Annotated in this window: 22 protein-coding genes; 11 read left to right on the top strand and 11 right to left on the bottom strand. The window is 71.6% G+C overall.

The features are described from left to right. Positions 1 to 60: 60 nt before the first annotated feature. The 5 genes from pstS to QUG92_RS15005 form a co-directional block, all read right to left on the bottom strand. Positions 61 to 1167, bottom strand: a complete 1107-nt coding sequence (gene pstS, locus QUG92_RS15025; RefSeq protein WP_289459764.1) for a phosphate ABC transporter substrate-binding protein PstS — start codon at positions 1165 to 1167, stop codon at positions 61 to 63. A gap of 268 nt (positions 1168 to 1435) precedes the next feature. Continuing rightward, complete coding sequence (locus tag QUG92_RS15020) at positions 1436 to 2383, bottom strand: NUDIX hydrolase (protein WP_182046146.1); 948 nt, start codon at positions 2381 to 2383, stop codon at positions 1436 to 1438. Further along, the gene (locus QUG92_RS15015; RefSeq protein ID WP_182046147.1) at positions 2380 to 4545 is read right to left on the bottom strand and encodes an RNA degradosome polyphosphate kinase; all 2166 of its coding nucleotides are present in this window, start codon (positions 4543 to 4545) and stop codon (positions 2380 to 2382) included. The genes QUG92_RS15020 and QUG92_RS15015 overlap by 4 nt, the downstream gene beginning before the upstream one ends. A gap of 109 nt (positions 4546 to 4654) precedes the next feature. Beyond that, a complete protein-coding gene (gene mshD / locus QUG92_RS15010; protein WP_289459762.1) occupies positions 4655 to 5503 on the bottom strand; it encodes a mycothiol synthase in 849 nt (282 codons plus the stop codon). After that, on the bottom strand, positions 5503 to 6186 hold the full coding sequence (locus QUG92_RS15005; RefSeq protein WP_069713293.1) for a response regulator transcription factor: 684 nt from the start codon (positions 6184 to 6186) through the stop codon (positions 5503 to 5505). Before QUG92_RS15005 ends, mshD begins: the two co-directional genes overlap by 1 nt. 118 nt (positions 6187 to 6304) lie before the next feature. On the opposite strand from QUG92_RS15005, the gene QUG92_RS15000 reads away from it, so the two are divergent. From QUG92_RS15000 to ygfZ, 3 genes are all read left to right on the top strand, one after another. Beyond that, positions 6305 to 6586, top strand: coding sequence for a hypothetical protein (locus QUG92_RS15000; RefSeq protein WP_182046149.1), 282 nt, complete (start codon positions 6305 to 6307; stop codon positions 6584 to 6586). A gap of 176 nt (positions 6587 to 6762) precedes the next feature. After that, positions 6763 to 7365 carry a heme-binding beta-barrel domain-containing protein gene (locus tag QUG92_RS14995; protein WP_069713294.1) on the top strand — a complete coding sequence of 201 codons (603 nt, stop codon included), beginning with the start codon at positions 6763 to 6765 and terminating at the stop codon, positions 7363 to 7365. Then, positions 7365 to 8432, top strand: a complete 1068-nt coding sequence (gene ygfZ / locus QUG92_RS14990) for a CAF17-like 4Fe-4S cluster assembly/insertion protein YgfZ (protein ID WP_289459761.1) — start codon at positions 7365 to 7367, stop codon at positions 8430 to 8432. Before QUG92_RS14995 ends, ygfZ begins: the two co-directional genes overlap by 1 nt. A gap of 152 nt (positions 8433 to 8584) precedes the next feature. On the opposite strand, the gene QUG92_RS14985 is transcribed toward ygfZ, so the two are convergent. Next, the gene (locus QUG92_RS14985; protein ID WP_182046152.1) at positions 8585 to 9358 is read right to left on the bottom strand and encodes a class I SAM-dependent methyltransferase; all 774 of its coding nucleotides are present in this window, start codon (positions 9356 to 9358) and stop codon (positions 8585 to 8587) included. Positions 9359 to 9402: 44 nt separating this feature from the next. Here QUG92_RS14985 and QUG92_RS14980 point away from each other — a divergent pair, with 44 nt between their 5' ends. After that, positions 9403 to 10149, top strand: a complete 747-nt coding sequence (locus QUG92_RS14980; protein ID WP_069713296.1) for a phosphoglyceromutase — start codon at positions 9403 to 9405, stop codon at positions 10147 to 10149. A gap of 65 nt (positions 10150 to 10214) precedes the next feature. Here the strand turns inward: QUG92_RS14980 and QUG92_RS14975 are convergent, their stop codons facing one another. Both QUG92_RS14975 and phoU read right to left on the bottom strand, forming a co-directional pair. Further along, complete coding sequence (locus tag QUG92_RS14975; protein ID WP_289459760.1) at positions 10215 to 10763, bottom strand: P-loop nucleotide/nucleoside kinase family protein; 549 nt, start codon at positions 10761 to 10763, stop codon at positions 10215 to 10217. Between the two features lie 22 nt (positions 10764 to 10785). Then, complete coding sequence (gene phoU / locus QUG92_RS14970) at positions 10786 to 11457, bottom strand: phosphate signaling complex protein PhoU (protein WP_069713298.1); 672 nt, start codon at positions 11455 to 11457, stop codon at positions 10786 to 10788. A gap of 158 nt (positions 11458 to 11615) precedes the next feature. Between phoU and QUG92_RS14965 the strand changes: the two genes are divergently transcribed. Continuing rightward, a complete protein-coding gene (locus QUG92_RS14965) occupies positions 11616 to 12782 on the top strand; it encodes a sensor histidine kinase (RefSeq protein WP_069713299.1) in 1167 nt (388 codons plus the stop codon). After that, entirely contained in the window at positions 12779 to 13459 is a 681-nt protein-coding gene (locus QUG92_RS14960) for a response regulator (protein WP_069713300.1), read from the top strand. The genes QUG92_RS14965 and QUG92_RS14960 overlap by 4 nt, the downstream gene beginning before the upstream one ends. 102 nt (positions 13460 to 13561) lie before the next feature. Here the strand turns inward: QUG92_RS14960 and QUG92_RS14955 are convergent, their stop codons facing one another. Beyond that, positions 13562 to 14206: a hypothetical protein gene (locus QUG92_RS14955; protein ID WP_182046155.1), complete on the bottom strand. Its 645-nt coding sequence runs from the start codon at positions 14204 to 14206 to the stop codon at positions 13562 to 13564. Between the two features lie 159 nt (positions 14207 to 14365). Here QUG92_RS14955 and QUG92_RS14950 point away from each other — a divergent pair, with 159 nt between their 5' ends. From QUG92_RS14950 to rlmB, 4 genes are read left to right on the top strand one after another with little or no spacing between them, the layout of a single operon-like run. Beyond that, positions 14366 to 14848, top strand: a complete 483-nt coding sequence (locus QUG92_RS14950) for a CarD family transcriptional regulator (RefSeq protein WP_017888066.1) — start codon at positions 14366 to 14368, stop codon at positions 14846 to 14848. Positions 14849 to 14896: 48 nt separating this feature from the next. Then, complete coding sequence (ispD, locus tag QUG92_RS14945; protein ID WP_289459732.1) at positions 14897 to 16051, top strand: 2-C-methyl-D-erythritol 4-phosphate cytidylyltransferase; 1155 nt, start codon at positions 14897 to 14899, stop codon at positions 16049 to 16051. An 18-nt stretch (positions 16052 to 16069) separates the two neighbouring features. Continuing rightward, complete coding sequence (gene cysS, locus QUG92_RS14940) at positions 16070 to 17479, top strand: cysteine--tRNA ligase (RefSeq protein WP_289459730.1); 1410 nt, start codon at positions 16070 to 16072, stop codon at positions 17477 to 17479. Positions 17480 to 17507: 28 nt separating this feature from the next. Further along, complete coding sequence (gene rlmB / locus QUG92_RS14935; RefSeq protein ID WP_069713303.1) at positions 17508 to 18518, top strand: 23S rRNA (guanosine(2251)-2'-O)-methyltransferase RlmB; 1011 nt, start codon at positions 17508 to 17510, stop codon at positions 18516 to 18518. A gap of 107 nt (positions 18519 to 18625) precedes the next feature. On the opposite strand, the gene QUG92_RS14930 is transcribed toward rlmB, so the two are convergent. After that, the gene (locus QUG92_RS14930; protein ID WP_069713304.1) at positions 18626 to 19936 is read right to left on the bottom strand and encodes a DUF4032 domain-containing protein; all 1311 of its coding nucleotides are present in this window, start codon (positions 19934 to 19936) and stop codon (positions 18626 to 18628) included. Positions 19937 to 20039: 103 nt separating this feature from the next. Next, positions 20040 to 21140 (bottom strand): ABC transporter ATP-binding protein, encoded by a 1101-nt coding sequence (locus tag QUG92_RS14925; protein WP_182046158.1) that lies wholly within the window; start codon positions 21138 to 21140, stop codon positions 20040 to 20042. Between the two features lie 250 nt (positions 21141 to 21390). Between QUG92_RS14925 and QUG92_RS14920 the strand changes: the two genes are divergently transcribed. Next, positions 21391 to 22305, top strand: coding sequence for a DsbA family protein (locus QUG92_RS14920; RefSeq protein ID WP_289459727.1), 915 nt, complete (start codon positions 21391 to 21393; stop codon positions 22303 to 22305). Positions 22306 to 22310 lie beyond the last annotated feature (5 nt).

Raw genomic sequence — 22310 nt, 5'->3', positions numbered from 1 at the left:
GGGCGAGAACCCGGACGCCGGTCGATTGGGTGGGACCGGCGTCCGGGTGCTCAGGGGGCGTTACTTGATGGAGGCGACGGCCTTCGCGGCCTTCTCCGCGAGGTCGGTCGAGAGGGCGGCCGACTTGGCCTCCTTCGCGGCGGCGTCCTGCGCGTCCTTCGAGACGACGTAGTCGAGGTAGCCCTTCACGAGCTCACCCTTGGCGGAGTCCTTGTACTCCTGGCAGGCGATCGCGTAGGAGACGAGGACCAGCGGCCACGCACCCTCGGCGGTGTCCTTGCGGTTGATGTCGATCGCGAGGTCGTTGTCCTCACGGCCGGAGACCGTCTCGGAGTCCGCGACGACCTTGGCAGCGCCCTCGGCCGAGATCTCGGTGGCCTTGTCGCCGACCATGAGCTTGGCCTTGTCGAGGTCACCGGCGCCGGAGTCGTCGATGTAGGTGATGGCGTTCGAGGCGCTGGCCATCGCCGACGCGACACCCGAGGTGCCCTTCGCCGAGTCACCGACCTGGTACGGGAAGGTCTGGCTCGGAGCCTCGGTCCAGACGTCCGACGCGTTCGCCGACACGTACTCGGAGAAGTTCTGCGTGGTGCCCGAGTCGTCCGAGCGGTGCACGACCGTGATGTTCGCGTCCGGCAGGTCGACGCCGTCGTTCAGTGCGGCGATCTGCGAGTCGTTCCACTTGGTGATCTTGCCCGAGAAGATGCCCGCGATGGTCTTCGCGTCGAGGGTCAGGTCGCTGACGCCGTCGATCTTGTAGGCGATCGCGATCGGGGAGATGTAGACCGGGATGTCGATGGCCTTGGCGTTGCACAGGTCGAAGGAGCCGGAGAGCTCCTCGTCCTTGAGCGCGGCGTCGGAGCCGGCGAAGTCCGCCGCACCCGAGATGAAGTTCTTGCGGCCGGCGCCGGAGCCGTCCGGCGAGTAGTTGACCGTCACACCGGAGGCGACGTTCTGGAAGCCGGCGGCCCAGGTGGCCTCGGCGGTCTGCTGTGCGGAGGAGCCGGAGCCGGTCAGCGTGCCCGAGAGCTTCGAGTAGTCGGTGCCGGAGCTCGAGGTCGGAGCCGCGGACTCGCCGCTGCCGCCCTCGTTCGCCGCGCAGGAGGAGAGCACGACGGCGCCGGCGATCGCGATCGCTGCGATCGAACCGAATCGCTTGATGTTCACAGGGGTCCCTTCGGGAATGTCATTGCAGGTGGGACCGCTGCTGGTCCCTCGGGCCGGTGCTGACCCGGGAGCGACTGTAGGGACGCGAGGTGACGGGGATGACGCTCATCGGTGAACGGGAGGTGAACGAGGGGTTGTGCCCGGTCCGGAACACGTGCGCGGACGCGCGAGCGGGTGCATGATCGGTCTCACTGTGCGACGATCCGGATGATGCAGATGCATCGGTCTGGAGGCGCGGCGCAGCTCCGCCACGTCGGTCCGCTTCCGGTCAGGCCGGGACGGTGTTCCGGTGGGTCTCGACCGCGACGAGCTTCTCGCCGGCGATGTGCAGGACCGCGAAGTCCCCGACGGACAGCATGGCGGCCCGCCGGAGGTCGAAGCGACGGCGGTCGTCGGCCGTCGCCGCGGCGATGCGCGCGACGATGTCCGGCAGGACCGGCCCGTGCGAGCACAGGACGGTCGACTTCGCCTTCGCGATGCGCTTCTGCACCACGCCCTTGACGTCGGCCGCGCCCCGGTCGTGGGCGTCCTGGCTGATGTCGGCCGTGCTCGAGACACCGATCTTCGTCCGGGCCGAGAGCGGCTCGACGGTCGCGAGGCACCGCGCCGCCGTGCTGCTGACGATCTTCTTCGGGCCGAAGGCCGCGACCGGGGCGGCGGCGGCCCTGGCCTGCGACCGTCCGACGGGCAGCAGCGGCCGGGTGGCGTCGGGGCCGTCCCAGTCCGATCCGGGCACGGTCTTCGCGTGCCGGAGCGCGATGAGCGCGAACGTGCGGTGCTCGCCGGCCGCGACGCGCTCGGCGAAGCGGTCGAGGATCGCGACGTCCCGCTCGTACGTGAGCCGGGCGCGGGCGTCGTCGATCGTCACCCAGTCGATGGCGGCGACCTCGTCGTTGGGGCGGAACCGCCCGGCCCGCTCGAACTCCTTCGAGCCGACGCGCGCCGACCAGTAGTGCACGACCTTGTCGCGGCCGCTCGGCAGGACGTACTCCGCCGTGCCGAGGGGCGCACCGAGGTGCACGCGGTACCCCGTCTCCTCGGCGATCTCGCGGACCGCGGTCGTCGGGACGCTCTCGCCCGGGTCGACCTTGCCCTTCGGCAGGGAGACGTCCTGGTGGTGGTCACGGTGCACGAGCAGCACGAGCGGGACGCCGTCGCGCTCGCGCCAGACGACCGCCCCCGCCGCGACGACGGGGCCCGAGGGGCCGCCGCTCACCGAGCCGAGCGCTTCCGGGCCGAGATCTTCCGCATGAGCACATTCTGCACGTCCGCGAGCGGGCGACCGTCGTCGTCCGTGGAGTGGCGCGTCCACTCGCCGTCGGACTCGAGGTGCCACGAGCTCGTCGTGTCCGCCATCGCGAGGTCGAACATCTCCTGGACCTCGGCGGTGTGCGCGGGGTCGACGAGGCGGACCAGGGCCTCGACGCGGCGGTCGAGGTTGCGGTGCATCATGTCCGCCGACCCGATGAAGACGAGCGGGTCGCCGTCGTTGTGGAACGTGAACGCCCGCGAGTGCTCGAGGTAGCGGCCGACGACGCTGCGGACGCGGATGGTCTCGCTCACGCCCTCGATGCCGGGCTTCAGCGAGCAGATGCCCCGGACCCACACGTCGACCGGCACCCCGGCCTGGCTCGCGAGGTAGAGCGCGTCGATGACCTGCTCGTCGACCATCGAGTTGACCTTGATGCGGATGCCGGACGGCTTCCCGGCGCGGGCGTTCTCGGCCTCGGCCTGGATGCGCTTCACGAGCCCCTTGCGGAGGTGCAGCGGCGCGACGAGCAGGCGCTTGAACTTCTTCTCGATCGCGTAGCCGGACAGCTCGTTGAACAGCCGCGTCAGGTCCTTGCCCACGGTGTCGTCCGCGGTGAACAGGCCCATGTCCTCGTAGATGCGCGAGGTCTTCGGGTTGTAGTTGCCCGTGCCGATGTGGCTGTAGTGCTTGAGGGTGCCGCCCTCCTGCCGGATCACGAGCACCAGCTTCGAGTGCGTCTTCAGCCCGACCAGGCCGTAGACGACGTGCACGCCGGCCTTCTCGAGCTTCCGGGCCCACCCGATGTTGTTCTGCTCGTCGAAGCGCGCCTTGATCTCGACGAGCGCCAGCACCTGCTTGCCCGCGGCGGCGGCGTCGATCAGTGCCTCGACGATGGGGCTGTCACCGGAGGTCCGGTACAGCGTCTGCTTGATGGCCAGCACGTTCGGGTCCGCGGCGGCCTGCTCGAGGAAGGCCTGGACGCTCGTCGCGAAGGACTCGTACGGGTGGTGCACGAGCACGTCGCGCGCCGCGATCGCGCGGAACAGGTCGGGCTTCGTGTTCGGCTCGCCCGGCTGGAACTGCACGGGCGTCGTCGGCACGTGGCGCGGGTAGTGCAGGTCGGGACGGGCGATCTTGGCGATCTCGAACAGTCCGCCGAGGTCGAGCGGCGACGGCAGGCGGTAGACCTCCTGCTCGGTGACGTCGAGCTCGCGCACGAGCAGGTCGAGGGTCACCGGGTCCATGTCCTCGGTGATCTCGAGACGGATCGGCGGTCCGAACCGACGGCGGAGCAGTTCGCGCTCGAGGGCCTGGATGAGGTTCTCGGCCTCGTCCTCCTCGATCTCGACGTCCTCGTTGCGGGTGACCCGGAACACGTGGTGCTCGAGGACCTCCATCCCCGGGAACAGGTCGTCGAGGTGGTTCGCGATGAGGTCCTCGAGGGGGATGAAGCGCATCCGGCCGGAGCCGTCGTCGGGCAGCGCGATGAAGCGCGAGAAGTTCTGCGGGACCTTGAGGCGCGCGAACTCCTGGCGCTGCGACTTCGGGTTCCGGACGCGGACCGCGAGGTTGAGCGACAGCCCGGAGATGTACGGGAACGGGTGCGCCGGGTCGACCGCGAGCGGCATGAGCACCGGGAAGATCTGCTCGTTGAAGTACTCGCGCATGCGCAGCCGGTCGGCCTCGTCGAGGTCGGACCAGTGCTCGACGTGGATGCCCGCGGCGTCGAGGTCCGGCTTGAGCGAGTCGATGAACGCCTGGGCGTGCCGGTCCTGCAGCTCGTGCGCCTTCGCCGCGATGTCCCGCAGGACGTCGCTCGGGGCGCGGCCCACGTTCGTCGGCACCGCGATGCCGGTGTCGATGCGGCGCTTCAGCCCGGCCACCCGGACCATGAAGAACTCGTCGAGGTTCGACGCGAAGATCGCCAGGAAGTTCGCGCGCTCGAGGAGCGGCTGCGTGCGGTCCTCGCCGAGCTCGAGCACGCGCTGGTTGAAGCGCAGCCAGCTCAGCTCGCGGTCGAAGTAGCGGTCCGAGGGCAGCGACTCGTGCTCGATCTCGACGACCTCGTCGAAGTCGTCGAGGTCGGGGGCGACGGATTCGCCGTCGAGCTGCGGTTCGGTGTCCATGTCGCCATCCTGCCACCCGCCCGGCACGGTCGGTGGAGCGCGGGTGGACGCCGGGGAGCGCGCGGGTGAACGAGGGGTCTCGGGAACGGCCCGGTCAGGACCGGCCCGGTCAGGACCGCTCGGCGTCGTCCGCGGCGTACTGCACGTCGATCGCGTGCCGGGTGAAGCCCGACCGGCGGTAGAGCGCCAGCGCCGGTTCGTTGTCGCCCTCGACGTAGAGCGCCGCCGCGGTCAGGCCCCGGCCCGCCAGACGCGCCGTCCCCGCGCGCATCAGCACGCCGCCGAGACCCTGCCCCTGCAGGTCGGGCCGGACGGCCACCGCGTAGAACTCCCCGGTGCCGTCCTCGACCTTGAGCCAGCACGATCCGGCGAGCGCCCCGTCGGCGTCGCGGAGGAGCAGGAGGTCGTCGCCGGAGAACCACGCCTCGGCCTCGCGGGCACGGAGGTCGTCGAGCGTCATCCGACCCTGCTCGGGGTGGTGCGCGAAGGCCGCCGCGTTCAGGGTCAGCCAGGCGTCCTCGTCGGCCGGGTCCCCGGCGCGGAACGCGTCCAGGCTCCAGCCCTCCGGCACCCGCGGGTCGACGGGCTCGGTGGCGATCGGCGCCCGGAGCTGCAGGAGCGTGCGGACGGCGGTCCAGCCGTACCGGTCGGCGAGCGCGCGTGCGGCCGGGTGGTCCCCGTGCGCCCACGCGAGCCGGGGCGTGGGGTCCGGCGGGGTCGCGGCCCCGCCGCCCGGGGCGAGCACCTGCGCGACGAGGGCCGAGCCGACGCCCTGGCCACGGGCCTCCCGGGCGACCACGAGCTCCAGCTCGCCGTCACGGACGACCGCCACCCCGCGCTCGTCGCCGACCACCGTCGCGCGGCCGGCGCGCACGTCGACCAGGGTCTGGTCGGAGAACGGCGGCGCCTCGCCCGAGGCGACCGACGCGCTCGCGAGCATCTCGACGACGGCGAGCACTACCGGTCCGCCAGGCGCTCGGCCTCGTCGTCGTGGACGTTGAAGCGGTAGCCGACGTTCCGGACGGTGCCGATGAGCGACTCGAGGTCGCCGAGCTTCGCGCGGAGCCGTCGCACGTGCACGTCGACCGTGCGCGTGCCGCCGAAGTAGTCGTAGCCCCAGACCTCGCTGAGGAGCTGCTCACGCGTGAACACCCGCGACGGGTGCGTTGCGAAGAAGCGGAGGAGCTCGAACTCCTTGAAGGTCAGGTCGAGCGGGCGTCCGCGCACCTTCGCCGAGTAGCTGGCCTCGTCGATGACGACGCCGGAGGCCTGGATCTTCGAGCCCGTCGGGTTCTTGGCGGCACGACCCGTGGTCAGGCGGATGCGCGCGTCGACCTCGGCCGGACCCGCGGTCTCGAGCACGACGTCCTCGACGTTCCACTCGCTGTTCACTGCGGTCAGGCCGCCCTCCGTGACGACGAGGACGATCGGCGTCGTCGACCCGCTCGTCGCGAGGATCTTGCAGAGGGCCTTCGCGCTGACCAGGTCGGTGCGGGCGTCCACGAACATCAGGTCGCTCTGCGGCGCGTTGACCAGCTGGGCGGCCTCGGCGGGGACGTGACGGATCCGGTGGCTCAGCAGACCGAGGCTCGGCAGGACGTCGCCGGGCGCGGCTGAGGTGAGTACCAGGAGCTGGGCCACAGGACCTCCAGAACGAGGGGGAGTCGTGGAGCCATCCTAGTGATGCCCGCGCAACCGCCCGCCGACCGGCTGGTCGGTCCGACGCCCACGCGGGCACGGCCCTGTCATGATGGAGCGCGTGACCGAGCCCGTCCCGCCCCTCGACCAGCGCCGTCTGCGGCTGACCTCCGTGCTGCCGGTGTGGGTGCTCGCGGTCGTCGGCGCGGTGCTCGTCCTCACCCTCACGCGGCAGGACTCCTTCGCGTGGCTGCTCCTCGTGTTCGTGCTGTGCGTGCTCGTCAGCTTCGTGCTGCAGCTCATCACCGCGACGAAGGACGGGCTGGTCGAGCGGATCAGCATCGCGTCCTCCGGGGCGTTCGTCGTCGTGCTCGTGACCGCCGTGGTCCTGCTGGCGCGCTGACCGCCCGCGCGACCCGCGGTGCCCGGCCCTGGCGCCGTCAGGCGTCCCGCGTAGACTCGCGGCATGGATTCGCTGCTTGCGCTCGAGCTGTTCTACGTGGGCCTCCTCGGCCTGGCGTCGCTCGCGATCGCGTTCATCTCGGTCGTCGTCGTCGTGAAGCTGTTCAAGGGTCAGCGTTGATCGAACTGCCCGAGGGCCTGGCACCCGAACTCGTCCCGCTGTCGTGGCTCGTCGGTGTCTGGGAGGGCACGGGCGTCGTCGAGTACCCCGTGGACGGCGAGGACGAGCCCCGGAAGTACGAGTTCGGCCAGCGCGTGAGCTTCAGCCACGACGGGCTGCCCTACCTCAACTACTCGTCGACCTCGTGGCTGCTCGACGACGAGCACACGCCGCTGGCCGCCGAGATGGGCTACTGGCGCATCGATCGCCCGAGCGAGCCCGGTGACCGCGGTCCCGCGATGCTGATGGGCGACGGTCCGGTGCCCTTCACCACGGTGGAGAGCGTCGAGGCGCTCCGCAACACCACCGACGGCTTCGACGTCGAGGCCGCGATCATCCACCCGACGGGCGTCAACGAGCTCTACGTCGGCCGCGTCAAGAAGGGCCGGATCGACCTGGCCACCGACGCGGTGATGCGCTCGCCGAACGCGAAGGACTACTCCGCCGCCACCCGGCTCTACGGCCTGGTCGAGGGCAAGCTGTTCTGGGCCTGGGACATCGCCGCACTCGGGCAGCAGCTCACGTCGCACGCCTCGGGGCAGCTCGCGAAGGTCGACTGATGGCCGTCTTCGCCGACCGTCCGGGCTTCGTCGCCGCACCGCAGGGGCCCGCGGCGCACTTCGGCAACCCGACCGGCGAGCAGCGCGCGCTCGCCGCCGGTCGCGCGGTCGTCGAGCTCGGGCTCGGCGTCGTCACGGTCAGCGGTCCGGACCGGCTCTCCTGGCTCAACTCGATCACGTCGCAGCTGCTCACCGGGCTCGAGCCGGGAGCGAGCACCGAGACGCTCGTGCTCGACCAGTCCGGCCGGGTCGAGCACGCCGCCCGCGTCGTCGACGACGGGTCGGTCGCGTGGCTCCTCACCGAGCCCGCCGACGCGGCACCGCTCGCTGCGTGGCTCGACACGATGCGCTTCATGCTCCGCGTCGAGGTCGCCGACCGCTCGGCGGACCTCGTCACGCTCGGCCGCTTCGACGGGTCGTCCGCCCCGGACGACGTGGTCGTCGAGTGGGTCGACCCGTGGTCGTCGGTCGCGCCCGGTGGGTGGGGCTACGCCGCAGGGGAGGCCCACCCCGGCGCCGACTGGACCCTCCGCATCGACGTGGTCACCCCGGAGGCCGCGGCCGCGCTGGCAGCGACGGGTGCGCCGGTCGCGGGGCTGCTCGCGTTCGAGGCGCTGCGGATCGCCGCCTGGCGCCCGACCCTGACCGACGTCGACGACCGGACGATCCCGCACGAGCTCGACTGGCTCCGCTCCGCCGTGCACCTGTCGAAGGGCTGCTACCGCGGGCAGGAGACCGTCGCCAAGGTGCACAACCTCGGCCATCCGCCGCGTCGGGTCGTCATGCTCCACCTCGACGGCTCCGACGGCGTGCTCCCCGCGCCGGGGACCGCGGTCGAGCTCGACGGGAACGAGGTCGGGCGGCTCACCGCGTCGGCGCTCCACCACGAGCTCGGGCCGGTCGGTCTCGCCGTCGTGAAGCGCTCGCTCGACCCCGCGGCGACGCTGACGCTCACCGTGGACGACGTCGTCGTCACCGCAGCGCAGGAGGTCATCGTGCCGCCCGGCGCCGGAGCGACGGCGAACGTCCCGCGTCTGCCGCGACTCGGCGCCGTCCGTCGGAGCTAGTCGGCGGGACGGTGTCCGGCGTGCGGTGTCCGGCGTGCGGCGTGCGGCGTTGCGAGGCTCGCCCAGGCGGACATCTTCGCGGCGGTCGGATCGCGAACGTGTCCGCTGGCACGAGCCTCGTGCTGGCGCGCAGGCGTGGGCGCGGCACGCCGTCAGGCGGGGGCGACGGCCGACCAGGGGACGCTGAGCTCGCCGAGGCGCCACCGGGACACCCCGTGCAGCACGGGCCAGCCCCGGTCGCGCACGCCCTGCACCGTGGCGATCCACCGCTGCCGCGGGCCGTACGTGCCGAGCGGGGCGGCGACGGCCCACGCCCGGTCGAGGTCGAGCAGGAACGCGTGCACCCGCTCCCCGGGGACGTTCCGGTGGATGAGCGCCTTCGGCAGCCGCTCGGCGACGATGCTCGGCAGTTCGAGGTCGGCGACCCGCAGCGACACCGTGAAGGTGTGCGGCGCGTGCTCGTCGAGCGTCACCCAGGACGCCACCCGGCCGACCTCGTTGCAGGTGCCCTCGACGAGCGCCCCACCGGGCTGCAACCGGTCCTGCATGATCCGCCACGAGTCGACCACGGCGGACTCGTCGTACTGCCGCAGGACGTTGAACGCGCGGATCACGACGGGCCGGCGACCGCCGGGCGTCGGCGTCTCGAAGCCGCCGAGCCGGAAGGTCACCCCGTCCCGGGTGCCCGCGTTCGCGAGCGCGACCCGGGCCGGTTCGATCTCGATGCCCGTCACCTCGACGTCGGGACGGACCCGCACCAGCCGGTCGCGGAGCTCGAGGGTGGTCGTCGGGCGGGCGCCGTAGCCGACGTCCGCGACGAGCGGGTCGGCGGTGCGCCGGAGCGCCGGCAGCGTCGCGATCCACCGGTCGACGCGACGGAGCCGGTTGTACCCGGTGGTCCCGCGCGTGACGTTCCCGATGGGCATGCAGCCCAGGGTACCGAGGCGCACCCGCTCGGTAGACTCGGGGCATGACCTCCACGCTCGTCCTGCTGCGTCACGGCAACAGTGACTGGAACCAGAAGAACCTGTTCACCGGCTGGGTCGACGTCCGACTCAGCGAGCTGGGCGAGAAGGAGGCGAAGCGCGCCGGCGAGCTCATCGCCGGGTCGGGCATCGTCCCGGACGTCCTGTACACGTCGCTGCTGACCCGGGCGATCCAGACCGCCGACATCGCGCTGCTCGAGGCCGACCTGGCCTGGCTGCCGGTGAAGCGCGACTGGCGCCTCAACGAGCGCCACTACGGCGACCTGCAAGGCAAGGACAAGGCCCAGACGCTCGAGCAGTACGGCGAGCAGCAGTTCATGGAGTGGCGTCGGTCGTTCGACGTCCCGCCGCCCCCCATCGCCGACGACGCCGAGTGGTCGCAGGCCGGGGACCGCCGCTACGCCGAGCTCGGCGACCAGCTGCCCCGCACGGAGTCGCTCAAGCTCGTGATCGACCGTCTGCTGCCGTACTGGGAGTCGGACATCACGAAGGACCTCGGCGAGGGGAAGACCGTCCTCGTCACGGCCCACGGCAACTCGCTGCGCGCGCTCGTGAAGCACCTCGACGGCATCTCCGACGACGACATCGCGGGCCTCAACATCCCGACGGGCATCCCGCTCGTGTACGAGCTCGACGACGACTTCCGCCCCACGAAGCCCTCGTACTACCTCGACCCCGAGGCCGCCGCCGCCGGTGCCGCAGCGGTCGCCGCGCAGGGCGCCAAGAAGTAGCACCAGCACGACGACGAACGCCCCGCCGGTCTCCGGCGGGGCGTTCGGTCGTCCAGGGCGCGATCTCAGACGAAGTGCGCGGCGATCTCCTGCACGAGCGCGCCGACGTCGTACGGCCGACCGGTGTCGACGCGCACGACGGGGACGCCCGGCAGCGCGACGGGCCCGGCGGTGTCGCCGTGCTCGTCCCAGAACGCGAGCACGTCCGTCAGGTCGCCGTGCACCTCGTGGCGGACCGGGAGGGTGCCGGGCTCGTACCGGTCGCGCAGCCGCTCTGCGGCGGTGACCCGGTCGACGTGGCACCAGACCTCGACAGCGCGCGGCGACCCGGCGGTGGCGAGCCCGGCCTCCAGGCGGTCGCGGTCCCGTGACGGCAGCCAGACGGCGTCGAGGACGACCCCGTTCTCGACGGCCCGTGCCATCGACCACATCGTGTCCATGGTGATGCCCCCGAGCTCGCGGGACCCGATCATCGGGCCGACCACGTCGGCGAGGGGCTCCTTGATGCGGTCCTTCGACAGGAAGGGGCAGCCGAGCACCTCGGCCAGGGCGGCCCCGACCGTGCTCTTGCCCGAACCGGGCATCCCGTTGACGACGATCGCGACCTGAGCCATGCCACGATCCTGGCAGAACCCGTCAGGCGGGGGAGGTCGTCACCGACGCGGCGCCGGCCCAGTCACCCGTCGCCAGGTACTCGACCTTCTTCGCGATCGAGACCGCGTGGTCGGCGAAGCGCTCGTGGTAGCGCGAGGCGAGGGTCGCGTCGACCGTGTCGATCGGGTTGCCCTTCCAGGTCTCACCGAGCACGAAGTCGAACACGCTCGCGTGCAGCTCGTCGACGGCGTCGTCCTCGTCGCGGATCTCCGCGGCCAGGGCGATGTCCTCGGTGGCGAGCAGGCGCGTGAGCTTCTGGGCCATCTGCACGTCGTGCGCGCCCATCTGCTTGAACGTGGGGCGCAGGCCCTTCGGCACGACCTTCTCGGGGAAGCGCTGGCGGGCGAGCTGCGCGATGTGCTCGGCCATGTCGCCCATGCGCTCGAGCGAGGAGCTGACGCGGAGGGCGGTCACGACGACACGGAGGTCGCGGGCGACCGGTGCCTGGCGGGCGAGGATGTCGATCGCGATCTCGTCGAGGCTGTTCGCCGCCTGGTCGATCTTGGCGTCGTCGGCGATCACCTCCTCGGCGAGGGCGACGTCGGACTCGCTGAACGCCTGGGTCGCACGGGTGATCGCGGACTCGACGAGCCCGGCGATCTCGGTCAGACGCTCCTGGACGTCCTGGAGCTCCTGCTGGAAGACTTCGCGCATGGGGGATGTGCCTCTCTGATGCGTACCGGACGAGTGTCGTCAGCCCAGGTGAACGAACGGTGACCTGCGGCTGAACACCTCGTCCCGAGCAGCGGGAAAGCAGGCCCGGGCGGGTGAACGGCGTCGGAACCCCGTGTGACCGTCCCTACACTGGCGGCATGGACAACGCGTGGCTCGTGCCACTGTCGATGCTCCTCGGCGGGGTGTTCGGCGCGGGTGTCGTGGTGCTGATCATCACGGCCGAGCGCACGGCCCGGGCAGCCGACGTCGCCGAGCGGACGCTGCCCGACGGTGTCGCCGCGGTCATCGCCACGATGCACAACCCGGCCGTGGTGGTCGACCCGTCGAACACGGTCGTCGCCGCGTCCCCGCAGGCGCTCACGGTCGGGCTGGTGGTCCGGCGCAAGCTCGTGCACGACGAGCTGGTCGAGCTCGTCGACCGGGTCCGTCGGAGCGGCGAGATGGGCTCCGAGGACCTCGAGCTCCCGCGCGGCCGACGCGGGGAGCTGATCGGCTACCTGAGCTTCCGAGCCGCGCAGCTCGGCAACCGGTACGTGCTCCTGACGGCGGACGACCTGACCGAGAGCCGGCGCATCGACGAGGTCCGTCGCGACTTCGTCGCCAACATCTCGCACGAGCTCAAGACACCCATCGGCGCCATCGGGCTGCTCTCCGAGACCCTCGTGCTCGCGGCCGACGACCCGGACCACGTGAAGAAGTTCGCTTCGCAGCTCGTCACCGAGTCCGAGCGGCTCGGCGCCCTGACGAAGGACATCATCGAGCTGTCCCGCCTGCAGTCCGTCGACACGCTCGAGAACAGCGAGGAGACGTCGATCGACAAGGTCGTGCAGGCCGCCGTCGACGCGAACGAGGTCGTCGCGCGGGCACGGTCGATCGAGCTGGTGCGCGCGAAGAAGTCGAAGCTCCGGGTCATGGGCGACCCGGGGCTGCTGCAGGTCGCGGTGTCGAACCTCATCGCGAACGCCGTCAAGTACTCCCCGGACCACACACGCGTCGGTGTCGGCGTGCGGCTGTCGAAGGGGTTCGTCGAGATCGCGGTGACCGACCAGGGCGTCGGCATCCCCGAGTCCGATCTCGACCGCGTGTTCGAGCGGTTCTACCGCGTCGATCCGGCACGGTCGCGAGCCACCGGCGGGACCGGACTCGGACTCGCGATCGTCAAGCACGTCGTCGGCAACCACGGCGGCGACGTGCGCGTCTGGTCCCAGCCCGGGAAGGGCTCGACCTTCACGATCCGCCTGCCCGAGGCGGATCCCGACCTCACCACCGCACTCGAAGAGCAACTGGAAGAGCAGCCATCGTGACCAAGATCCTCATCGTCGACGACGAGCCGGCCCTGAGCGAGCCCCTGGAGTTCCTCCTGCAGCGAGAGGGCTACGAGACCTCCGTCGCCGCGGACGGCGTGACCGCGCTGTCGAAGTTCGACGCGGAGAACCCCGACCTCCTGCTGCTCGACCTCATGCTGCCGGGGCTGAGCGGCACCGAGGTGTGCCGCCAGGTCCGCACCCGGTCGAACGTCCCGATCATCATGCTCACCGCGAAGGACTCCGAGGTGGACATCGTCGTGGGGCTCGAGCTCGGCGCCGACGACTACGTGACGAAGCCGTACTCGACGCGGGAGCTGCTCGCGCGGATCCGGGCGGTGCTGCGCCGTCGGACCGAGGACGACCCGGGCGACAGCGGCATCCTGCAGGTCGGTGGCATCCGCATGGACGTCGAGCGCCACACGGTGTCGGTGGACGGGTCCGAGACGCCGATGCCGCTCAAGGAGTTCGAGCTCCTCGAGCTGCTCCTCCGCAACGCCGGCCGGGTGCTGACCCGCGGGCAGCTCATCGACCGGGTGTGGGGCTCCGACTACTTCGGCGACACGAAGACGCTCGACGTGCACATCAAGCGGATCCGCTCGAAGATCGAGCGGGTGCCGAGCGCCCCGGAGATCCTGGTGACGGTCCGCGGCCTGGGGTACCGGATCGAGGGCTGACGCGAGCTGTCACGCAGTGGAGGCCCGGTGCCGGTCCGGAAGGCCGGCACCGGGCCCCCGGTGCGTTGCGTCTGGTGCGCGCCGGTCCGGCGCGCAGCGTGGTCAGTTCGAGCCGCTGTCGCCCTCGGACGAGTCGGTCTGCGAGTCGCTCGGCTGCGTGCCCGGAGCGGTCGCGTCACCGGTCGGGCGGCTGCCGCTCTCCGACGGCGAGGTCGCGGAGCTCGACGGGGTGGGGGTCGGTGCGAGGGTCTGGTACTCCTCGAGCGAGCTCGTGAGGACGGGGACGGACGCCGAGACGCCCTCGGCACCGGAGTACGAGAAGTAGGTCTTCACGAGGGACCCGGCGACGACGTCGGAGGCGTCGAACAGCACGGCCTTCGAGTCCGCGACCTCGGAGCCCTGCGAGCCGGCGCCCTCCTGCGAGTCGCCGCCGGCGGTGCTCGCCGAGGACGGGGTGTTCGCGCCGAGGTCGACGCGACCGTTCGCCGGGACCACGACGGTCTGGGTGTCGCCCCCGACCTCGATCGACAGGGTGATGTCGTCCGAGGCGTCGCGGTTGATGAGCGTGCCGATGAAGCGGGCGTCGTCGGCGTCGTCCGAGATGAAGAGCGCGTTGCGGATGTCGAGGTCGCCGGTCGTCACGTTCACGCCGTCGGTGATCTGCTTGATCTCCTTGGTGTGCGCGGGCGACATGAACTCGCAGCCGGTGGCGCCGAGCGCGATGGATGCCGCAACGGCGACGGACACGAGTACCCGAGCTCGCAAGAGATTCCTCCGGAAGATCACGTTGTGGACCGGACGGTCCGGCTCCATCCTAGCGATCGCCGGGGAGGGCAGGTGCCCAGGCCCCCCGTGGCCGAGGTGCCCCTGTGGTAAACTGGGGATCCTGGGAACGGAGCCTGATACATGCAATTCGAGGTCGGCGAGACCGTCGTCTACCCCCATCACGGGGCGGCAACCATCTCTGAAGTCAAGACGCGCGTCATCAAGGGTGAGGAGAAGGTCTACCTGAAGCTGCGCGTGACGCAGGGCGACCTGACGATCGAGGTACCGGCGGACAACGTCGACCTGGTCGGCGTCCGCGACGTCATCGGCAAGGAGGGCCTCGACAAGGTCTTCGAGGTCCTGCGTGCGCCCTTCACCGAAGAGCCCACGAACTGGTCGCGTCGGTACAAGGCGAACCTGGAGAAGCTGGCGTCGGGTGACGTCATCAAGGTGTCCGAGGTCGTCCGCGACCTCTGGCGCCGCGACCAGGACCGCGGGCTCTCCGCGGGGGAGAAGCGGATGCTGGCGAAGGCGCGGCAGATCCTGATCTCCGAGCTCGCCCTGGCCGAGAAGACCGACGAGGACAAGGCATCGACCGTCCTCGACGAGGTCCTCGCCTCCTAGCGCGGGCCACCACTGGACCACACGACGACCGTCCTGCTCCCCGACCGGGTGAGCAGGGCGGTCGTCGTCGTTGCGGCGGGCTCGGGGACCCGGCTCGGCATCGGCGACGCCAAGGCGTTCGTGCCCGTCGCCGGCGAACTCATGCTCACCCGCGCGGTCCGCACGGTGTTCACGTCGGCCGAACCGACCTTCGTCGTGGTCGTCGCCCCGGCCGCACGGCTCGACGAGTGCCGCGCACTGGTCGACGCCGTCGCCGGTCCGGCCGCGGGGCTGACCGCGGTCGTGCCGGGCGGTGCCGACCGGCACGCGTCCGTGCAGGCGGGGCTCGACGCCCTGCCCGACGGCGTCGAGTGGGTGGGCGTGCACGACGCCGCGCGGTGCCTGACGCCGGCGGCGCAGTTCGACGCGGTGTTCGACCGGGCCCGCGCGACCGGTGACGGCGTGGTCCCGGCGCTGCCCGTGACCGACACGGTGAAGCGCGTCGACGGCGACGAGGTCGTCGAGACCGTCGACCGCTCGGCGCTCGTCGGGGTGCAGACCCCGCAGGTGTTCCCGCTCGGAGCGCTCCGCGCGGCCTACGCGTCCTCGCAGCGGTCGGAGACCGACGACGCCGGTGTCTTCCGCGCGGCCGGTGGCACGGTCCGCACCGTGCCGGGCAGCGCGGACGCGTTCAAGATCACGACCCGGTGGGACCTCGCCCGGGCCGAGGCGCTCGTCGCCGGTGCCGCGGCATCGGCGGTGCGGATCGGCCTCGGGGTCGACGTGCACGCGTTCGACGCCGCATCGCCGTGCCGCGTCGGGCTCCTCGACTTCCCCGGCGAATCCGGCCTCTCCGGGCACAGCGACGGCGACGCGGTCGCGCACGCGGTGTGCGACGCCCTGCTGTCCGCCGGTGCGCTCGGCGACATCGGCGGCCGCTTCGGCACGTCGGATCCGCGCTACGCCGGTGCGGCGGGGGACGTGTTCGTCCGCGGTGCCGTCGAGCTCCTGCGGCAGGCCGGCCTCGTCCCCACCTCGGTGACGGTGCAGGTCGTCGGCAACCGCCCCCGCATCGGCGGCCGGCGGGGCGAGATGCAGGCCGCGCTCGCCGCAGTCGTCGGCGCTCCGGTCGCCGTCTCCGGCACGACGACCGACGGCCTCGGGCTGACCGGTCGCGGTGAGGGGCTCGCCGCGATCGCGACGGCCGTCGTCCGACCGGTCTGACGTCCTAGGGTGGTGGGCGTGACCGTTCGCCTCCACGACTCCCGCGCCGCAGCCGTCGTCGACCTCGTTCCGCTGGTCGACGGACAGGTCAGCATGTACGTGTGCGGCCCCACGGTGCAGTCGTCGCCGCACATCGGGCACCTGCGCTCCGCCCTCGTCTACGACATCTGGCGGCGGTGGCTGACGTACCGCGGGTACCGGGTGACCCTCGTCCGGAACGTCACCGACATCGACGACAAGGTGCTCGACCTGGCCGCCGGCACCGACGAGGAGTGGTTCGCCCGCGCCTACCGCGTCGAGCGGGAGTTCACCGCCGCGTACGACGCCCTCGGCATCCTCGCCCCGACCTACGAGCCGCGGGCGACGGCGAGCGTGCCGCAGATGCACGAGATCATCGAGCGTCTGATCGAGCGCGGGCACGCGTACGCGGCGGCCGACGGCTCCGGCGACGTGTACTTCGACACCGGGAGCTGGGAGGCGTACGGCGCCCTCACCCGACAGCGCCGCGAGGACATGGTCGAGGCGGCCGACGCGGACCCGCGCGGCAAGCGGGACCCCCGCGACTTCGCGCTGTGGAAGGGCGCGAAGCCGGGCGAGCCGGGCACGGCCACGTGGGACTCCCCGTGGGGCCCCGGGCGACCGGGGTGGCACATCGAGTGCTCCGCGATGTCGCGGCGGTACCTCGGTCCGGCGTTCGACATCCACGGCGGTGGACTCGACCTGCGCTTCCCGCACCACGAGAACGAGCTCGCGCAGTCGACCGCGGCCGGTGACCCCTTCGCGTCGTACTGGCTGCACAACGGGCTCGTGACCGTCGAGGGGCAGAAGATGTCGAAGTCGCTCGGCAACTCGATCTTCGCCGCCGACTTCCTCGCTGCCGCCCGACCCGCCGTGGTCCGCTACTTCCTCGGCGCCGCGCACTACCGGTCGTCGATCGACCACCACGAGGGCTCCCTCGTCGAGGCCGAGGCGGCCTACGACCGGATCGCGGGCTTCCTCGAGCGCGCCGGTGCCCGGCTCGCTGGTGTCCCGCTGCGGGACACCCCGGGCGTGCCGGAGGCCTTCGGGACCGCGATGGACGACGACCTCGCGGTGCCCCAGGCCCTCGCCGTGCTGCACGAGACCGTCCGGGCCGGGAACGCCGCCCTCGACGCCGACGATGCGGATGCGCTCGGAACCGCGTACCATCAGGTGGCTGCGATGGTCGAGGTGCTCGGCATCGACCCGCGCGCAGCCCACTGGTCCGGCACCGGCCACGACGTCGCTGCCGCACCGCTCGCCGCTCTCGTCGAGCGTCTCCTGCAGGAGCGCACCGACGCACGAGCAGCACGTGACTTCGCGGCCGCCGACCGGTACCGCGACGATCTCGCAGCAGCGGGCATCACGATCGAGGACACACCGTCCGGAACACGCTGGAGCATCGCCTGACCACGGCAGTGCCGAACAGGAGCTACGCATGAAGAACGTCTCGGGGAGCAGGAAGGGCCGGCCCGGCGCCGTCCGCTCCGGCCGCAAGGGCAACAAGCAGGTCGGCTCCGGCGGCCAGGGCGCCCAGGCGCTCGAGGGCCGGAAGCCGACGCCGAAGGCCGAGGACCGCCCGTACCACCCCGCCGGCAAGCGCAAGGCCGCCAAGGAGCGGCTCGACGCCGCCCGTGGTCGTCACGGGGCGTCGAGCTCGCCGCAGCAGCGCACCGGTCGCCCGCCGCAGCGGAAGTCCGACGACTCGGAGCTCGTGACCGGCCGCAACTCGGTGCTCGAGGCCCTCCGCACGAAGACCCCCTCCACGACCCTCTACATCGCCGCCCGCATCGAGGTGGACGACCGCGTCAAGGAGATCCTCGCGCTCGCCAACCACCGCGGCGTCCCGATCATGGAGATCATGCGGCCGGAGCTCGACCGCATCACGGGGCACGACAGCGTGCACCAGGGCGTCGCCCTCAAGGTCCCGGCGTACGAGTACGCCGTGGCGGAGGACCTCGCCGAGCGCGCCTTCGGCCGGGACGAGGTGCCGCTCATGGTCGCCCTCGACGGCATCACCGACCCGCGGAACCTCGGTGCGATCATCCGCTCGACGGCGGCGTTCGGCGGGCACGGCGTCATCGTGCCGCAGCGCCGCTCGGTCGGCGTGACGGCGAGCGCGTGGAAGACCTCCGCCGGCGCGGCCGCTCGCACGCCCGTCGCGATGGCGCCGAACCTGACCCAGACCCTGAAGTCGCTCAAGTCGATGGGCCTCTTCGTGCTCGGTCTCGCGGGCGACGGCGACGTGCAGCTCGACCAGCTCGAGCTCGCCGACCGGCCGATCGTCATCGTCGTCGGCTCCGAGGGCAAGGGGCTGTCCCGACTCGTGACCGAGACCTGCGACGCGGTCGTCTCGATCCCGATCTCGAGCGCGACCGAGTCCCTCAACGCGGGCATCGCCGCGAGCGTCACGCTGTGGGAGGTCGCCCGGCGCCGTCGCGCCGAGTAGCGGCCCGCACCAGCGCACCACCGCACCAGCGCACCGCGCACCACGGGAGGCCCGGCGCCGGTCCACGGGACCGGCACCGGGCCTCCCGTCCGAGCGGGCGCGGGCCGTCAGACGGAGGCGCGCCAGTCCTCGACGTCGTCGGACTCGTCCGCCGACCCGTCGTCGTCCACCACGGGGATCGGCAGGGTCATCGACGACGTCGGCGGGTTGATGAGCAGGCGCTCGTCACGACGGTGGCGCAGCACGTCGTTGATGTACGCGGTGGTGGCCTCGGGCAGCGAGACCGAGCGCTCCTCCTCCTGGGACATGTACCAGCGGTGCTCGAGCAGCTCGTGGAACACCTCGGCGGGTTCGAGCCGTCCCCGGAGGTCGCGCGGGATCGAGCGGACGACGGGCTCGAACACCCGCGACACCCACTCGTGCGCCACCATCTCCTCGTCGAGCTGGTCGCGGCCGTTTCGCGCCCGGTACGCGTCGAGGTCGTTGAGCAGTCGGCGGGCCTGGTTCTCGCCGGCGTCGAGGCCGGTCAGGCGCAGCAGCCGACGCTGGTGGTGCCCGGCGTCGACGACCTTCGGCTGGATGCGCACCTGCGACCCGCCCTCGGTCGTGTGGATCGAGAGCTCCTCGATGTCGAAGCCGAGCGCGTTGAGGCGTTCGACGCGGTCGTTGATGCGCCACCGCTCCTTGACGTCGAACTGCTCGGTGCCCGTGAGCTCCTTCCAGAGCGTCCGGTACTGGGCGACGATCCGGTTCGACACGTCGACGGCGTCGGCGTTCTCGTCGAGCCGCCCGCCGGCCTCGAGGTCGAGGAGCTCGCCCGCGATGTTCACGCGGGCGACCTCGAGGTCGTTCTCGCGCTGCCCGTTCGACAGGCCGCCGGGGTAGAGCTTCCCCGTCTCGGCGTCGACCAGGTACGCGGCGAAGGCTCCGGCGTCGCGGCGGAACAGGGTGTTCGACAGGGAGACGTCGCCCCAGTAGAAGCCGATGACGTGCAGGCGGACGAGCAGCAGCGCGAGGGCGTCGACGAGGCGCGTGGCGGTCTCCGGCCGCAGCGTCTGCGAGTACAGCGCGCGGTACGGCAGCGAGAACCGCAGGTGCCGGGTGACGAGCACCGGGTGCAGCGGCTCACCGTGCTCGTCGACGCGGTTCGTGATGACGGCGACCGGGTCCACGCACGGCACGTCCATGCGCTGCAGGGTGCGGAGCATCTCGTACTCCGAGCGTGCGACCTCCTCGCCCGTCTCCTTCACCGCCGCGACGTACCCGCTGAGGTGCACGAAGCGGACGAGGTGCCGCGAGATGCCCTTCGGGAGGGCGACGATGACGTCGTCCGGCCAGTCCTCCAGCGGGACGTCCCACGGCAGGTCGAGCAGACCGGGGTCGACCGTGGCAGCGGTGATGGCGAGGGAGTCGGGCACGGGTGGCTCCTGTCGGTGCGGTGTCCGGTGTCGGTCCGGCGGTCTCACAGACGGGAGGCGCGGTGCCAGCGGGCCCCGCGCCTCCCGTCCGGCTGTTCGCGCGTCAGGCGCTGATGACGGCCTTGTCGTCGAGGCGCTCGCCCGACTCGGTGTCGAAGGCGTGCACGTGGCCCTGCTTCGGCGCGATGACGATCGTGTCGCCGATCGAGGGGTGCGAGCGGCCGTCGACGCGCGCGACGATGTCGGTGCGCTGGCCGTTCACGTCGGCGTGACCGTAGAGGTAGCCGTCGGCGCCGAGCTCCTCGACGACGTCGACCGTGACGGGCAGGCCCTCGCCGGAGGTCGACACGATGACGTCCTCCGGGCGGATGCCCACCGTGACGTTGCCCGAGCGGGCGTTCGACAGGGTGTCGCGGTCGATCGGGTGGTTGAGCGTGCCGAACTTGATGCCGCCCTCGATGACGTCGGCCGGGAGCAGGTTCATGGCCGGCGAACCGATGAAGCCGGCGACGAACACGTTGTTCGGCTTCTCGTAGAGGTCGCGCGGCGAGCCGACCTGCTGCAGGATGCCGTCCTTGAGCACCGCGATGCGGTCGCCCATGGTGAGCGCCTCGGTCTGGTCGTGCGTGACGTAGACCGTGGTGACGCCCAGGCGGCGCTGGAGCGACGCGATCTGGGTGCGGGTCTGGACGCGGAGCTTGGCGTCGAGGTTCGACAGCGGCTCGTCCATGAGGAACACCTGGGGCTGACGGACGATCGCGCGGCCCATCGCGACGCGCTGACGCTGACCACCGGAGAGCGCCTTCGGCTTGCGGCCGAGGTACTGCTCGAGGTCGAGGAGCTTGGCGGCCTCCTGCACGCGGGTGGCGCGCTCCTCCTTGCCGACGCCGGCGATCTTGAGCGCGAAGCCCATGTTCTCGGCGACGGTCATGTGCGGGTACAGCGCGTAGTTCTGGAACACCATCGCGATGTCGCGGTCCTTCGGCGGGACGTCGGTGACGTCGCGCTCGCCGATGCGGATGGCGCCGGAGTTGACCTCTTCGAGGCCGGCGAGCATGCGCAGGGAGGTGGACTTGCCGCAACCCGAGGGGCCGACGAGGACGAGGAACTCGCCGTCGGCGACGTCCAGGTCGAGGGAGTCGACCGCGGGGCGGGTGCCTCCGGGGTAGAGACGGGTTGCCTTGTCGTAGGTGACGGACGCCATGAGCGTTCGATCCTTCCTTCACCGGCAGGTACGTGCCGGACGATCCGTTGTGAAGCGGTTGCCCGAGGGGGCCCCGGATGGTCGCCGTCGACCATCGCTGCTCATACAACACGACTTCCCCGGGCAGCGCCAGTGTCGGGGGCGACCTGGTTGGCTGGTCCCAGGAAGGACCACTACCATCGGTGGGTCCGTCCGGCGTACCGGGGGAAGGCCGCACGGACGTCAGGATCAACGTGAGGACCATCGACGCATGACCAACCGCCCCGAGGGTGACGCACGCGCCGCGCGCAACGAACGACGAGAAGCCGCACGGCAGCGTGCCCAGCGAGCACGGACGCAGCAGAAGCGTCGGCAGCGCGGGACGCGGCTCGGGCTCCGGATCGGGCTCGGTGTGGTGCTCCTCGCGGCGGTCGCCGTCGTGACGCTGGTGCTCGTCGACTCCGTCAAGCCCGCCGGCCCCGGCCCGTCGACGATGTCGCAGGGCGGGATCACCATCGGGCAGGGCCTGCAGCCCGTCGGGGCCTCCGCGTCGCCGTCGCCGAGTGCGACCGACGCCTCGGACCCGGTCCGCATCACCATGTACGTCGACTACCTCTGCGACACGTGCGCGCAGTTCGAGCGGGCGAACGGCGACTACATCGCGAGCCTGGTCGACTCCGGCGCCGCGACGGTCGACATCCACCCGGTGGCCGTGCTGACCAACCGGTCGCAGGGCACGAAGTACTCGCTCCGGGCGGCGAACGCGGCGGCCTGCGTGGCCGACCGCTCCCCGGGGCAGTTCTACGCCGTGAACCAGGCGCTCTTCGCCCGGCAGCCCGAGCAGGGCACGTCCGGTCTGACGAACGCGCAGCTCGAGCGGATCGTCACCGGCGTCGACGGCGTGCAGGACCGGGCGGCGATCCGTGACTGCATCCAGGACCAGACGTACGCGAAGTGGGTCGACGAGCGCACGACCGACGTGACGGACGGCGACATCCCGGGCTCGACGCTCGACGCCTTCCCCGGACCGCCGCTGGTGCTGGTGAACGGCAAGCAGTACGAGCTGACCTCGCCCATCACGAACGACGACTTCCGCACGTTCGTGGTGTCAGCGGCCGGTTCGACCGAGTCGACGCCCACGCCGACCCCCTCGGCCAGCGCGACCCCGAGCCCGTCCGGCGACTGATCAGC

It is taken from the genome of Curtobacterium citri (assembly GCF_030362955.1).
Lineage (GTDB): Bacteria > Actinomycetota > Actinomycetes > Actinomycetales > Microbacteriaceae > Curtobacterium > Curtobacterium citri.
This window is presented reverse-complemented; position numbering and strand designations above follow the sequence as displayed.